The organism is Filimonas lacunae, from assembly GCF_002355595.1.
Lineage (GTDB): Bacteria > Bacteroidota > Bacteroidia > Chitinophagales > Chitinophagaceae > Filimonas > Filimonas lacunae.
Genome location: NZ_AP017422.1, coordinates 6591438 through 6605452, shown reverse-complemented (window position 1 = coordinate 6605452; position 14015 = coordinate 6591438). Strand labels below are relative to the sequence as shown.

13 protein-coding genes are annotated in these 14015 nt (G+C 44.4%); 3 read left to right on the top strand and 10 right to left on the bottom strand.

Annotation, left to right across the window (positions count from 1 at the left end):
• Positions 1–478: 478 nt before the first annotated feature.
• The 6 genes from FLA_RS25905 to mutY all read right to left on the bottom strand — a co-directional run bounded on the left by FLA_RS25905 (position 479) and on the right by mutY (position 6158).
• Positions 479–1855, bottom strand: coding sequence for a LutB/LldF family L-lactate oxidation iron-sulfur protein (locus FLA_RS25905; protein WP_076375795.1), 1377 nt, complete (start codon positions 1853–1855; stop codon positions 479–481).
• 46 nt (positions 1856–1901) lie between these two features.
• Positions 1902–2492: a DUF3109 family protein gene (locus tag FLA_RS25900; protein WP_076375793.1), complete on the bottom strand. Its 591-nt coding sequence runs from the start codon at positions 2490–2492 to the stop codon at positions 1902–1904.
• A 14-nt stretch (positions 2493–2506) separates the two neighbouring features.
• Positions 2507–3088, bottom strand: a complete 582-nt coding sequence (gene gldD / locus FLA_RS25895; protein ID WP_076375791.1) for a gliding motility lipoprotein GldD — start codon at positions 3086–3088, stop codon at positions 2507–2509.
• A gap of 64 nt (positions 3089–3152) precedes the next feature.
• Complete coding sequence (gldE, locus tag FLA_RS25890) at positions 3153–4496, bottom strand: gliding motility-associated protein GldE (protein ID WP_084206025.1); 1344 nt, start codon at positions 4494–4496, stop codon at positions 3153–3155.
• Positions 4497–4524: 28 nt separating this feature from the next.
• Entirely contained in the window at positions 4525–4971 is a 447-nt protein-coding gene (locus FLA_RS25885; RefSeq protein WP_076375789.1) for a single-stranded DNA-binding protein, read from the bottom strand.
• A gap of 107 nt (positions 4972–5078) precedes the next feature.
• On the bottom strand, positions 5079–6158 hold the full coding sequence (gene mutY, locus FLA_RS25880; RefSeq protein ID WP_231940331.1) for an A/G-specific adenine glycosylase: 1080 nt from the start codon (positions 6156–6158) through the stop codon (positions 5079–5081).
• 120 nt (positions 6159–6278) lie between these two features.
• Here mutY and FLA_RS25875 point away from each other — a divergent pair, with 120 nt between their 5' ends.
• The 3 genes from FLA_RS25875 to FLA_RS25860 all read left to right on the top strand — a co-directional run bounded on the left by FLA_RS25875 (position 6279) and on the right by FLA_RS25860 (position 9335).
• The gene (locus FLA_RS25875) at positions 6279–6569 is read left to right on the top strand and encodes an HU family DNA-binding protein (protein WP_076375787.1); all 291 of its coding nucleotides are present in this window, start codon (positions 6279–6281) and stop codon (positions 6567–6569) included.
• Between the two features lie 10 nt (positions 6570–6579).
• Positions 6580–7434, top strand: coding sequence for a tetratricopeptide repeat protein (locus tag FLA_RS25870; protein WP_076375785.1), 855 nt, complete (start codon positions 6580–6582; stop codon positions 7432–7434).
• A 350-nt stretch (positions 7435–7784) separates the two neighbouring features.
• Positions 7785–9335, top strand: a complete 1551-nt coding sequence (locus FLA_RS25860; RefSeq protein ID WP_076375783.1) for an Rne/Rng family ribonuclease — start codon at positions 7785–7787, stop codon at positions 9333–9335.
• A 68-nt stretch (positions 9336–9403) separates the two neighbouring features.
• Here the strand turns inward: FLA_RS25860 and paaE are convergent, their stop codons facing one another.
• The 4 genes from paaE to FLA_RS25840 all read right to left on the bottom strand — a co-directional run bounded on the left by paaE (position 9404) and on the right by FLA_RS25840 (position 13839).
• Complete coding sequence (gene paaE / locus FLA_RS25855) at positions 9404–10480, bottom strand: 1,2-phenylacetyl-CoA epoxidase subunit PaaE (RefSeq protein ID WP_076375781.1); 1077 nt, start codon at positions 10478–10480, stop codon at positions 9404–9406.
• Between the two features lie 61 nt (positions 10481–10541).
• Entirely contained in the window at positions 10542–11132 is a 591-nt protein-coding gene (locus tag FLA_RS25850; protein WP_076375779.1) for a TetR/AcrR family transcriptional regulator, read from the bottom strand.
• 56 nt (positions 11133–11188) lie between these two features.
• On the bottom strand, positions 11189–11809 hold the full coding sequence (locus FLA_RS25845; protein ID WP_076375777.1) for a response regulator: 621 nt from the start codon (positions 11807–11809) through the stop codon (positions 11189–11191).
• Positions 11809–13839: a tetratricopeptide repeat-containing sensor histidine kinase gene (locus FLA_RS25840; protein WP_076375775.1), complete on the bottom strand. Its 2031-nt coding sequence runs from the start codon at positions 13837–13839 to the stop codon at positions 11809–11811. Before FLA_RS25840 ends, FLA_RS25845 begins: the two co-directional genes overlap by 1 nt.
• Positions 13840–14015 lie beyond the last annotated feature (176 nt).

The window sequence follows — 14015 nt, the reverse complement described above, 5'->3', positions numbered from 1 at the left end:
ACAGGTTTATGCCAGGGTGGCACCAGCGAAGTACTGGCTGGTACCAGATTGCTTTGGAGGGGGATCAGCGCGTCTTCGGCTGGTGCAGGTTTACTCCTGAGGGGTACCAGCGAATTGCAGGCTGATACCAGATTTCTTTGTAGGGGCAGCAGGATGTCCTGGGCTGATGGAGGTTTACTCCTCAGTGGTACCAGAAAAGTTCAGGCTGATACCAGATTTCTTTGGAGGGGTAGCAGGATATTCTGGACTGATGGAGGGTTACTCCTGAATGGTACCAGAAAAGTTTGGGCTGGTACCAGATTTCTTTAGAGGGGTGGCAGGATATGTTGGACTTATGGAGGTTTTCTCCTGGGCAGCATCAGAAAAGTTTCAAATAACAGCAGGTTTTGCTCAGGTAGTACCATAACATCTTCCGCTGATGATATAAACTTGTAAGCCCTGCTATGTTTGGGGATATTAACTTGTTACAGGGAGCCCGCTACTTTCCCTGCTTCTCCTTCCACATTTCGTTAAATGTTTTGGGGCTAAAATCAAGATTGCTGCGGTGTTGTGTCCAGCCTTTGAATATTTTGTTAACCACCTTGTTTTTGATGTTACCGTTGGCCATATTCATCATGCTACGGTGCAGGCTGGCGTGGCGCCACATTTTCCAGGCTACGCGTTCGGCCAGGGTGGTTTGGCCTTGCTCTACTGCTTCGTGGCGGTTTTCCAGTAGCAGTTCGTGCAGGTTAATGCGAACGGGGCATACTTCGGTGCAGTTGCCACAAAGGCTGCTGGCGTAGCTCAGGTGTTTATAATCATCCATACCACGCAGGTGTGGCGTAATTACCTTACCTATAGGGCCGCTGTAAGTGGTTTCGTAACTGTGGCCGCCAATGTTTTTATATACCGGGCAGGCATTTAAACAAGCGCCACAACGAATGCAGTATAAGGCTTCGCGGGTGGCGGGATTTTGTAACAGGTTGGTACGGCCGTTGTCCAGCAGTATCACATACATTTCCTCCGGGCCGTCTGATTCACCGGGCTGGCGGGGGCCGCTTACAATAGTGTTGTAGGCGGTTACCTTTTGGCCGGTGCCGTAAGTGGAAAGGAGGGGCCAGAACAGGGCTAAGTCCTGCAAAGAAGGAATTACCTTTTCAATGCCCACTATCACAATATGTGTTTTGGGCCAGGAGCAGCTTAAACGGGCGTTGCCTTCATTTTCTGTAATGGCAATAGCGCCAGTGTCGGCTATAATAAAATTAGCGCCTGTAACGCCTACTTCTGCTTCAATGTATTTCTCCCGCAATTTCTGGCGGGCAATCAGTGTCAATTGTTCGGGGCTAAGTCCGGGTGGAGTGCCTAGTTTTTCGGCAAACAGCTTGGCTACATCTTCCTTGCTTTTGTGCATGGCGGGTGTAACAATATGGTAAGGCGGTTCGCCATCCAGTTGCTGAATATATTCCCCCAGGTCAGTTTCAATGCTTTCAATGCCTTGCTGCTCCAGAAAATGGTTCAGATGAATTTCTTCTGTAACCATGCTTTTGCTTTTCACCACGGTGCGGCATTGTTTGGCGGTGCAAATACGGCCTATTTCATATAAGGCTTCGGCTGCATCTTCGGCCCATAGCACTTTAGCGCCGCGTGCAGTGATGTTACGTTCAAAAGATTCCAGCTGTTGGTCCAGTGTTTCAATAGCGCGCCATTTCAGGTTTTTAGCATGCTCGCGGGCCATCATCATATCGGCAAATTGCGTTTTGCCCTGCGGCACCGCAGCGTTATACCGGCCAATATTGAAATTGATTTTACGTCGATGCTCAATGTCGGCGGCACGTATAGTGCTTTTGGCTATAAAACTGGCAGCTGTTTCTTTCATCTCTTTACGTTGTAACATCACCTTAACCACTCAAAATGAGGGCCGGTTATCCTTTCTGCTCTTTTAAATGTTGTGCAGTGGCATCCAGTGTTGCATAAAACTCTTCTCCGTAGTGGCGGATAATAGCGTCTTTCAAAAACACGTAGGCGGGTACTTTTAATTTTTTACCCAGTTTGCAGGCGGCGCTACATAAGTCTTCCCGTGGCTCGTAGTTCAGGTATTCCATAGAAGGATCTACCTCGCTCTGGCTCATTTTGATAGGAAACATATGACAGCTGATGGGCTTTTTCCAGGGCAGTTTGCCATCCAGATAGGCCTGTTCAATGCCGCATTTAATTACATTTTGCGCGTCGCGAAAAGCGTAGGTACAAATCTGGCCTTCAATGGTAGGAGTTACCCAGCCAAAATGACGATCGTATACATATCTGCCTTGTTTTTCATTCTCCCGGATACCTTGCGGGGTCATGTAAGGCTTAATTACTTCGTAATAGTTGTTCAGATGATCCAGTTCCTGCTTTAACAGGGGAGCGCCCGCGTCGCCGTCCTCGCAGCAGCCACCTTTACATTTGGTAAGGTCGCACACAAATTGCTCTTCCACTACCTCATCGCTGATGAGAACATTATCTATCGCTATCATGCTGCAAAGGTAATTTATTTCCAGCGGAAGGTGTTGATCATGTGGCGCATGTCCTCTACCAGAAAATTATTCACCGGCAGCAGGGAGTCCTGGTTAGGCGTAGCGTCGAAATACAGCGCTCCGCGCAGGAAGTTTTTAGTAGAATCGGTTAAGAAAAACTGTGATGCCGTGGCCACGTCGCCCCCCACTTTAAAAAACACGCCATGCACATTGTTGGGAGTGATCATCAATGAGTCGTCCATCGAAACGGCTTTTACGGTGTGTTTGCCTGTCATGTTAAAGGCATCGGCAATCAGTTTGTCCAGTTTATAGTTGCCAATGATCTTATAGCTTACATACAGTTTGCCGTGAAACTGGGGGAAATCGATATTCACCCACCATGGGTTTTCCGGGTCGGCACCAAAAAAAGAGGTGTCTTTGGAAATGGTGGCGTATACGGGGTACTCGAATGAGTAAGGATAACCAGGTTCGTCAAAAGTTTTATAGGCTTTGGCCGGGAAAGGAATTTTAAAATAGCCTTTGGGCTTGGGGGTGAAGGTAGAATTACAGCTAACCAGCGCAAAAACGATTACAAAAAAGGCTAAAAGTGGTTTCATGCTGTAAAACTAAGGGTAGCGCAAGAAACCACAAGCGCGGATTTAAGAAATGAAATGCAGGGGATTATGCCTTTGTCTGGTACGACACTTTAATTTTCTGCAACCTGTTTTTCTCCAGTTCAATTACCGTAAAATCAAAGTCGCCCACATGCACTACCTGGTCTTTTTTAGGTATTTCTCCTGCCAGTTCCAGCACCAGGCCAGCCAGTGAATCACTATCGCCTTTTACCTGGTCAAAGGTAGAGGAGCTTATATTCATAGCCTTACACACATCGTAAATGATGGTTTTGCCGTCGAAGATAAAAGTGTGGTCGTCAATCTTAGTGTAGGTTGCCTCTTCTTCTTCATCAAACTCATCTCTGATATCGCCAATTACCTCTTCCAGTATGTCTTCCAGTGTAACAATACCACTGGTGCCACCAAATTCATCCACTACCACTGCTATGTGAATGCGCTTGGATTGAAATTCTTTCAGCAGATCTTCAATCAGCTTTTGTTCATGCACAAACAAAGGTGGACGCATCAGGAAGTGCCAGTCGAAATCGGCTTCACTGTTCAGGTAAGGAAGCAGGTCTTTGGTGTTGATGATGCCGGTAACTTCATCCAGGTTTTCTTTATACACGGGTAAGCGGCTGTAGTGCAGGTCTTCTACGGTGGTAACCAGCTGGGCAAAAGAAGTGTTTTGCTCAATGCCGTTTACATCTACCCGGGTTTTCATAATCTGTTTAACGGTAATACTGCCAAACTTGGCTATGCCTTTTAAAATGCTTTTTTCTTTTTCTGAGGTTTCGGCAGTAGCGCTTTTATCAATGGCTTCGTCTATCTCTTCCAGTGACAGTTCATTTTTACCACCTCCCAGCTTACCGTCTGTAATATCCAGGTAGCGGATAGCTATTTTGGATAACCAGTTTATTACATAGCCGGTGCTTTCTACCAGAAAACCTACGTCTTTGGCAAAGCGGATATTGTTTTGCGTGGCCATTACCTTAGGCATCACCTCGCAAAAAAGTAGCAGTAAAATGGTGAGGGAGATAATTTTAATCAACCAGCGTACCCAGGTAAGGGAAGGATCCAGTACCACCAGGTCGTCTAGCACAATATTGGCAATAATGATGATAGCTATATTGGCAATACAGTTGGCGATAATTAAGGATGCCAGTAACAGTCTGGGATTTTCCAGCAGGTCTACTATTCTTTTATAAGCGGGCTGCTGCTTGGTTTTAAGCAGGTTAATGTCTTTGCTGGTAAGCGAAAAAAAAGCCACTTCAGCGCCTGAAATGGCAAACGAAAACCCTAATAGCAACACAAGCAGTATTACCAAAACGGTAGTCGCCTGTGTGTCTATGTGGGCAGCAGCAATCCATGCGGTACGAAAAAATAAAGGAATAGTCAGCGGAAAAGCCACCATGTGTATGTTTTAGAACGTACAAAGATATTTAAAATGGCAATCCCTCCGCAGGGTCAGTTCCTAATGCAGAAGGTGGAATGTCTTCATTGCTAAAGCCTTCTATATGATCTGCAGGTCCTGTAGATGGATAGGAGCCATGATCGCTGCGTTTGTCCAGCATAATCAGGTTATCACCCACTATTTCGGTAGCGAATTTTTTATTGTTCTCTTTGTCTTCCCAGCTTCTGGTGCGTAAACGACCCTCAACATATATCAGGCTGCCTTTGTGCAGGTATTTCTGCGCCAGCTCGGCTAAACCACGCCATAATACTACTGTATGCCATTCCGTTTGTGAAATAAGTTTGCCTGCCCTGTCTTTATAGGTTTCAGTAGTGGCCAGCGGAAACTTTGCAACGGCTATATTTCCTTCCAGGTATTGTACATCCGGATCTTTACCCAGGTTCCCTATCAGCATTACTCTGTTAACTCCTCTCATACAATTGAGTTTATTAATCGCCTGTTATTGTAATATGTTGGTGTTCTAAAAATTAATTCTTTTTGAAAAATAAGAAAAAACTATGAAAAATTCCATGCCAGATTCATTTAAAACAAAAGACTATCCCTTTTTTTAGGGTCTAGCCATAAATTGATTAAACGGGGAAACGCAAGTTGATCTATTTCTTTGGTACTTAACCAGTCATATTCTGTTAAGCTGGGGGGAATATGGGGCAGTTGCACTTCAATAAACTGTGCTTTTATGGTTTGATGCGTAAGCTGTTGCGATAAAACGCCACTGATAGAAATTACTTCTGCTTTTTTTACATCTAACTGGTTCCAGCACCACTGTGTTACCAGGTCGCGCGTCCAGGTAGTTTTTTCGGTAGCTTCTACCAGGTAAAACTCATGCAGGTTTTCCCAAATGTCGCGGCTGCTTCTTTTATGTACAAGCGTTTTGCCTTCGGCCTGCAGTTTAAACCAGGTAAGCCAGCGTGTTTTCTTTTGCAATACTTTATTCTTTACAGGCAGCATGCTTACACGTCCGTGCTGCCGCGCTTCACAAAGCTTTTGTAAAGGGCATACGGCGCAGGCGGGGGCCATAGGTTTGCATATAGTAGCGCCAAAATCCATAATAGCCTGGTTAAAAGCACCGGGCTGTTTTTTATCCAGCACTTCATTTGCCAGATCGGTAAATAATTGCTTGCCTTCTGTGCTATCTGTAGGAGTGTCTATATTAAACACGCGCGATAACACCCTGAACACATTGCCATCTACCACCGCATAAGGCTCATTGTACGCAAAAGAAGCAATGGCGGCGGCAGTATAAGGGCCAACTCCTTTGAGGGCTACAATGTCCGCGTATGTGTCCGGAAACCTCCCTTTTAGCTCGTTAGTAACAAACCGGGCAGTAAATAATAAATTTTTACAGCGGTTGTAATAACCCAGCCCTTCCCATAATTTAAACACATTTTCGTCTTTATCGGCGGCGAGGTGTTGTATAGTGGGATATTTGTGTGTGAAGTTTTCGTAATATGTACGCCCCTGTTCTACGCGTGTTTGTTGCAAAATGACCTCGCTTAGCCATATCTTATAAGGATCTTTTTCCCCTTTCCATGGCATCTCCCTGTTATTCTGCGTGTTATGCCACTCCATCAAAGCAGCAGTGATTTTTTTCTTAAGCATCATAAATAATCCAAATATTTGCCATTCAACCTTCAACATCTTTTAAAAAATCTGCATTTTTCTTTCCATATCTGCGTTTTTGGTCTTATTTTAGATTCAACTAAACAGAATAAAAAAACCAAAATGAGAAAGTCCGACCTGATCAACAATATCTCAGAAAAAACGGGCATCCCTAAGGTAGATGTTTTAGTAACCTTGGAAACCATGCTCAAAGAAATTAAAGAAAACCTTTCCAAAGGTGAAAACATTTACATCAGAGGCTTTGGCAGCTTCATCACTAAAAAAAGAGCGGCTAAAATAGGCCGTAATATTAAAAAGAATGTAGCTGTTGAAATTCCCGAGCATTTTATCCCTGCATTTAAGCCTTCTAAAGAATTCGTTAACGAAGTAAAGCAAATGCGCAAGGAAGAGTAACTTCGTGCGGATGAAAAAGCAGCATTTATTTATTGCAGGTGGAGCGCTTGTCCTTTTTGTTCTCGTATTTTTTTTCGCGGGAACCACAGAACCTAAAAAATCCGTTACCAATACTAACAGCGAAGCCGGGGAAAGCCCGGCTAGTGGTGTTTTAACCACCGAAGCCTTGCTTGATCAGGCTAAGAAAGCATTGAATTCTACACAGTTACAATATGTTACCCAGCTGGAAAACAGCGTGGTAAGGGGGGATGTAAAAATCCAGCAACAGACAGCCTACAGGCAGCTGGCCCATTTCTGGGGCGACAGCGTTCATGTACATGCCTTAGGTCTTTATTATCATGCCGAAGCAGCTAAATTGGAGAATTCCGAAAAAAGCATCACCTTTGCAGCCCATTTGTTGTTGGATGAGTTAATGGCAGAAGACGAGAACCCGCGTATTCAGCAATGGTTGGGATTACAGGCTAAAGAGTTGTTTGAAAAAGCGCTGGTAATGAATCCGGCTAACGATTCTTCTACAGTAGGCTTAGGCGCATGCTACATGTTTGGAAATGTTTCAGATAACCCGATGGAGGGAATTCTGAAAGTGAGGAAAGTAGCAGAAGACCATCCCGACAACCTGTACGCTCAAATGATATTAGGATTAGGCGGCGCTAAAAGCGGCCAGTTTGACAAAGCCATTGAGCGTTTTTCGATTATAGTAAAAAAGCAGCCTGATAACCTGGAAGCTATGTTTCACCTGGCTGAAGCATACGAAAGGAAAGGAGACAAGGTAAATGCGGTGAAATGGTATACAACCATTCAGGAGCAGATACCGGTTCCGGAGGCTAAAAAAGAAATAGCAGAGCGTATTAAATCGCTCCAATAATTGTTCATTTGAATTTTGTATAACTAAAAACTTATTTGAGTATGCCTTGTGGTAAAAAGAGAAAACGTCATAAGATAGCGACACACAAACGCAAGAAAAGACTGAGAAAAAACCGTCATAAGAAGAAGAAATAGTTTTTTTCTTACTGTCATACGATTAATGCCGGGCAGCGCAAGCGCTCCGGCATTAATACCTTGTACCAGACAGCTACTCCTTGACTTCCGCCTCGCAACTTTACCTTTCCTTATCAGACCAAAAGTGGCTGGATTTTGTGGATTTTTGTTGGCTGATTATTTTGCTGCATACCGGCGAACGGTAGTGCATTGGAAACAATTTAAAGTTGCTATGTTGTGAATAAAGAACTTATTATTAATGTAGGCTCAACAGGGGTCGAAATTGCCCTGCTTGAAGATAAAAAGCTGGTTGAGCTACATAACGAAAAAGCCGATGCTAGTTTTGCGGTGGGCGACCTTTACCTGGGTAAAGTAAAAAAACTGATCCCAGGGTTAAACGCAGCCTTTGTAGATGTAGGATTTGAAAAAGATGCATTTCTGCACTACACCGATCTTAGCCCGTACGCGCGCTCCATCCTCAAATTCACCCAAGCCGCCATGGCCGTGAAAGATGCAGAGTCGCTTGACTTCTCCCGGTTTCAGATAGAACCTGAAATCATTAAAACAGGTAAAATAAACGAGGTACTTAGCGGCAAGCCCAATATTCTGGTTCAGATATTGAAAGAACCTATTGCTGCCAAAGGTCCACGCTTAAGTTGCGAACTTTCGCTGCCTGGTCGATTCGTGGTGGTTACTCCTTTTAATGACATTGTTGCCGTATCAAAAAAAATTCATTCTTCCGACGAGCGTAAGCGCCTGCATAAGATTGTAGAAGCCATAAAGCCTAAAAACTTTGGCGTTATTGTGCGTACAGCTGCGGAAGGAAAAAACACAGCGGAGTTACACGAAGATTTATTAGACCTGGTTGAAAGCTGGAAAACCATTCAAAATAACCTGATAGGCGCTACTGCACCTGCCAAGATTATGAGTGAGCAGGATAAAACCACCAGCATTCTGCGCGACTTATTAAATGCTGATTTTAACCGTGTGGTAATTAATGATAAAAACATCTATAACGATACCCGTAGTTACATTCAAAAAGTAGCTGCTGATAAAACGGATATAGTAGTTTATCATAACAACGGATCGCCCATTTTCGATACCTATGGTATTACGAAGCAGGTGAAATCGTCGTTTGGTAAAACGGTTAACTTACCTAGTGGTGCTTATCTCATTATTGAGCATACCGAGGCGCTGCATGTAATTGACGTAAACAGCGGTTACAAAAGTGTAAGTAACAACCAGGAAGAGAACGCGCTGGAAACCAACATGGAAGCTGCGGAAGAAATTGCCCGCCAGTTACGCCTGCGTGATATTGGTGGCATTATCGTGGTAGACTTCATTGACATGAAGTTGCCTGATAACAAGAAAAAACTCCAGGAAGCGATGGAAGGTTTTATGAAAGCCGACCGCGCTAAACATGCCGTACTTCCTATTTCCAAGTTTGGCCTGATGCAAATTACGCGTCAGCGCATGCGCCCAGAGGTTAGCATCAACACCACCGAAACCTGCCCTTGCTGTAACGGCACCGGCAAAGTATCTCCTACCTTATTACTGGAGGATGATATTGAAAAAAGATTACATTACCTGGTTACACACCAGCACAAGAACCTTACATTGGTGGTGCATCCTATCCTATACTCTCACCTTACCAAAGGATTATTTACCTCTATCCGCAGAAAGTGGCGTAAAAAATACAAAACACCGATCACTATTAAGCCTTCAACAGATTACTACCTCACCGAGTATCATTTCTTTGATGCCAACGAAGAGGAAATCAAATTATAAAAAGAAAGGGCCTTTAGTTATAACTAAAGGCCCTTTCTTTTGTCCCTGTTTAGGGCTATGAGAAGTAATTAATTCACATCAAAATCCACCACTACACGCTCGCTCTTCGGATGCGACTGGCAGGTTAGGATATAGCCTTGCGCTACTTCCTCTGCTTCCAGTGCATAGTTCACTTCCATGTCTACTTCACCCTCTACCAGTTTGGCGCGGCAGGTGCAGCAAACGCCGCCTTTGCAGCTGTAGGGCAGGTCGGCGCCGTGATGCAGGGCTGCGTCTAATATGTTGTCACTGTTATAGGAAAGATCGAAGTCGAAGCTGCGGCCATCCAGTTTTACGGTAACGCGGCTGGCGGGTTCGTTGTTGTCGGCAGATGCTTTGGCCTGGGCATTGCGTTTTTGGGCATTGCCGGCGGTAAACAGTTCCAGGTGAATGTGATGGCTGTCAACGTCTTTCTGTAGCAGGAATTCTTTTACGCACAAGGTCATTTCTTCGGGGCCGCAAATGAAGTATTCATCGGCCTGTGTGCTCACCATGCGGGTAAACAGTTCGTCGCATTTAATGGCATCTATGCGGCCGGTGTTGATGGTGGCATCGGTTATTTCGCGACTGAGAATGTGAATGAGACGAAAACGGCTGATATACTTATTCTTCAGTGCTTCCAGTTCTTCCCTGAATACAATGGAGTGCCGGTTGCGGTTGCCATATACTAAGGTGCATTCGCTATCGGGCTCGCTATGTAAAATGGTTTTAAGAATGGAAATAACCGGGGTAATGCCACTGCCAGCGGCTACCAACACATATCGCTTTTTGTGGGTGGCATTTACTTCGGTGTAAAACCGGCCCATAGGCGGCATTACATCCAGTACATCGCCCGGCTTTAATTGGTCGTTGGCATAGGCCGAAAACAGGCCGCCCGGGGTTTTCTTTACAGCAATGCGCCATTCCTTTTCGTAAGGGGCACTGCACAGGCTATAGCTGCGCCTTAATTCTTCATTATGCAAATAACTGCGAAGGGTAATGTATTGTCCTTGTTTGTATTGAAATGCTGAATGTAGTGGTTCAGGCACATCAAAGGCAATGGATACGCAATCGGAAGTTTCTTTGCGAATATCTTTTATGCGAAGTTTCTCAAAGTGTACAGACATGTGGCAAGGTAAATTCAAAAGTTAGAAGTCATTAGCAAGCAATAGCAAGAGGCCGGCAAACTTATTTTTTCAGCCCTTCTATCAGCAACGTAACCATATTCTCTTCCAGGGCTTCTGCGCTTATTTTTTCGCGCGAGCGATGCCACGAGTCTATACCGCTCACCGCGTGCAGCATAATTAATACGGCAGTAGGAGCGTCTATTTGTTTAAACTCGTTTTGATCAATGCCCTTTTCAATAATGGCTGCAAAACGCTTGCGGTAATTGCGGCGCTGGTTTTTATAATTAGAAAGATAAGGCTCTGCCAGGTGACGCCATTCGCGGTCACTTACATATACCTCTTCATAATTGTCAACCATCTGGTGAATGTGAAAACGAAGCAATCTTTCTACCTTTTCATGGGCAGTAGCAGTTGAAGTTTCTACCTGGCCCATATGCTCCCAATATAAATTGGCAATGTTAAAGCATACATCGTGCAGCAACTCGGTTTTGGAGCGAATGTGGTTATATAAGCTTGCAGCTTCTACACCCACTTTTACGGCCAGGTCGCGCATGCTGGCTGCCTTATAGCCTTTCTCCCTAAACAGGCTGGCTGCGGCTTTGGTAATCACTTCCCTGCGCGTTACATCTTTGTCAGTCTTGATACGTGCCATCGAACAAAATAAGCTTGATAGTAAAAACGGAATATACAACTTATTGGTGGTTTTAATTACACCAAACCTTGTTCTATAGCCGCTTTTACTAAGCCTGCCGTGTTTTTTACACCCAGCTTTTGTAACAGGTGATTGCGATGATTTTCTACAGTGTGAGGGCTAATATGCAGCTTTGCTGCTATTTCGGGATTGGTATACTCTTCGGTAATCAATTGTAAAATTTCCTTTTCCCGGCGGGTGATGAGCTTTTCGCTGGCCGAAAATGTCATTTTGTTGATCAATTGCTTCTTAAGCTCTTCATAAATGAACTGCTCGCCGGAGTTTACTGTATATATCGCTTTTAATAATATGTCTGGTTCTACGTCTTTCAACAGGTAGCCCATGCATCCCTGTTTCAACATTTTCTTTACCTGCACCAGCACATCTACATTGGTAAGCGCAATGATTTTTATGGCCGGATATTTTTTAGAAATGATCCCGGCCAGCTCAATTCCGTTCTTACCAGGCATCTGAATATCCAATAGCAGCACATCAGGTTGCTCCAGTTTTAAAGCGTCTATCAGTAGATCGCCATTCTTATAACTACCTGTTAATGTGATGTCGTTAGTGGAAGCCAGAATTTTCTGAACGCCGTTTAAAACAATGAAATGGTCGTCGGCAATTGCTACTTTAATCATTACGAAGCCTGGTTTTGCTGCTCCAAACTTACTTCAATATAAATACTTGTACCACTATCGGGTAAGTTTTGTATTTCCAGCCTTCCGTTTAAAGCTTTTATGCGGTCGGCAATACTTTTTAAACCCATGCCTTTGGCGGTTTCCATAATATCAGATGGCATGCCTATACCGTTATCTTCTACGGTTACATCAAAAATGGTATCGCTAAAGCCCATTTGTACTAAAGCTTCTGTGGCTTTGGAGTGTTTTAGAATATTGTGTACCAGCTCTTGTATGGTTCTGTAAATAGTAAGCTCAAACTGTGGGTTAAAGGAGCGCACTGTGCCCGAGGTTTGAAAAAAGATGCGGGTAGGGCTGTTACTGGCCACCTTACTGCAAAAGTATTCCACAGCTACTACCAGGCCTTCCTGCAACAGAATTTCCGGCATCATGTTGTGGGCCGTTTTGCGCAACTCGCTGGAAGCTTCTTCCAGCAAATGCAGGCCATCCTGGTAATCCTTTTCGTTTTCGAGGTGATGTGTTTTCTTAATCATCTCAAAGTTCATACGCGCACCCGCCATCAGGCCACCAATGCCATCGTGCAGCTCACGGGCAATGCGCGAGCGTTCGCGCTCTTCGCCTTCAATGGTAGCATTTAGTTGTGCAATTTCTATTTGCTGCTGAAAGCTGTTTATTTTTTCCTGTTGCAGGTGTTGCTTCTGGCGGTTGTTTCTTTGCCATAACACAAACAGGGCGGCAATGGCCAGGGTAAGCACAGAAATGCCCGCAATCCATATATTACGCTGGCGCACACTGTTTTCGGCTTGTGTAGTGGCCAGCTTTTGCTGGGCCAGTGCTTTATCTTTTTCGCTGATGCGGTATTTAATTTGCAGCCTGTTTACCATATCCACCTTATCGCTTTTCATCAGGCTGTCTTTCAGGCGTATATAAGTGTTTTTGTATTCCAGTGCTTTTGCCAGGTTGCCCATGCCTGCATAGGCATCGGCAGCGGTGCCACAGGCTTCAATCATTTCACGGCCCTGGAAATCGGCAGGGTCGTACATGGTCCATACATTCTCAAAAGTAGCTACGCTGCGGCCAAAGTCTTTTTGCATAAAGTAAGCTTTGGACAATGCTAAGTAACCCAGGGCCAGGTAACGTACATTACTGGCCAGTGCTTCTTTCAGCGCCAGTTCTTTATGAATGTATTCCAGTGCTTTGGCTGGCTGGTTCAGGTACATGTAGCATTCGGCAATGTTCAGGTACGTGGCAGCATCCCAGGTGGCGTTGTTTAATTTATGTTTTACACGCAGCCGCATGTATTCCTGCTGGCAATACAAGGAAGAATCGTAATTGCCTATGCTGTAATAATAAGCCCCTTGCAGGGCGTAGGTAACAAAATTGAGATCGGAAATACTGTCGCGGGTACCTTCATCGGCTATCCGCGCTTTATTAATAAAATACTGGGTTGGTTCAATATACCCACCGTTAATGTCCCAGTTGGTGTTCAACCAGAAGAAGGCCAGCTGGGTGTATAAGGATAAAGCGAAGTACGATTTGGCCGGAATTTTACCATCCTCTATTACATCGTTCATCAGGTAGAAATAGCGGGCCGATGAATCTATTAAGCCTTTGGTTTCGTACGCCTTGGCCAGTATGTTGTAAAGCCGGTACAGTACATTATTAAAGTTGGGCGAGTTTCGGGCATAGTATTCTACCATAGCCATATTGCCGTACTTAATAGACAGGTCGGTGCTGCTGCCAAAGTGAAAAGCAGCCAGCTCGGTAAGCGAACCGATAATGCCTTTGCTGTAATTGGCAGTATAGCTTTTTATCATAGCCTGGTTCAGATAGTAATAACTACTGTCCGGATGGGTATCCAAAAAGTCTTTCGATTTTTTGAGATAGCTTTTAATCAGGTTGGTATCGGTTCGTTCTGTAGGGTTAACAATAAAATCCTGTGCATATACTACAGAACCCGATAGCAGCAAAAGCATGCCTATCCAGCTTTTGGCTGCCCATAGCCAAGGTTTTGTACAAATCCACTTCATATGCCACATTTTTATATATCCGTTTTCTCAGCGGCATTTTTCATAATTGGGGAGGTAGCAGGCACTAAAATAGGGGTTTACATTCATTTTTTTATTTGAATGTTTCCAATTACAACTTCGTCAGATACACTGGATAATTTTACCACTGGTGTAAAATCTGTTGCAACCCATGAAAT

What these genes read in the sequence shown, in the direction of transcription:
- FLA_RS25905 (WP_076375795.1), bottom strand. Translation starts at nt 1,855, where the DNA reads ATGAAAGAAACAGCTGCCAGTTTTATAGCCAAAAGCACTATACGTGCC.
- FLA_RS25900 (WP_076375793.1), bottom strand. Translation starts at nt 2,492, where the DNA reads ATGATAGCGATAGATAATGTTCTCATCAGCGATGAGGTAGTGGAAGAG.
- gldD (WP_076375791.1), bottom strand. Translation starts at nt 3,088, where the DNA reads ATGAAACCACTTTTAGCCTTTTTTGTAATCGTTTTTGCGCTGGTTAGC.
- gldE (WP_084206025.1), bottom strand. Translation starts at nt 4,496, where the DNA reads ATGGTGGCTTTTCCGCTGACTATTCCTTTATTTTTTCGTACCGCATGG.
- FLA_RS25885 (WP_076375789.1), bottom strand. Translation starts at nt 4,971, where the DNA reads ATGAGAGGAGTTAACAGAGTAATGCTGATAGGGAACCTGGGTAAAGAT.
- mutY (WP_231940331.1), bottom strand. Translation starts at nt 6,158, where the DNA reads ATGATGCTTAAGAAAAAAATCACTGCTGCTTTGATGGAGTGGCATAAC.
- FLA_RS25875 (WP_076375787.1), top strand. Translation starts at nt 6,279, where the DNA reads ATGAGAAAGTCCGACCTGATCAACAATATCTCAGAAAAAACGGGCATC.
- FLA_RS25870 (WP_076375785.1), top strand. Translation starts at nt 6,580, where the DNA reads ATGAAAAAGCAGCATTTATTTATTGCAGGTGGAGCGCTTGTCCTTTTT.
- paaE (WP_076375781.1), bottom strand. Translation starts at nt 10,480, where the DNA reads ATGTCTGTACACTTTGAGAAACTTCGCATAAAAGATATTCGCAAAGAA.
- FLA_RS25850 (WP_076375779.1), bottom strand. Translation starts at nt 11,132, where the DNA reads ATGGCACGTATCAAGACTGACAAAGATGTAACGCGCAGGGAAGTGATT.
- FLA_RS25845 (WP_076375777.1), bottom strand. Translation starts at nt 11,809, where the DNA reads ATGATTAAAGTAGCAATTGCCGACGACCATTTCATTGTTTTAAACGGC.
- FLA_RS25840 (WP_076375775.1), bottom strand. Translation starts at nt 13,839, where the DNA reads ATGAAGTGGATTTGTACAAAACCTTGGCTATGGGCAGCCAAAAGCTGG.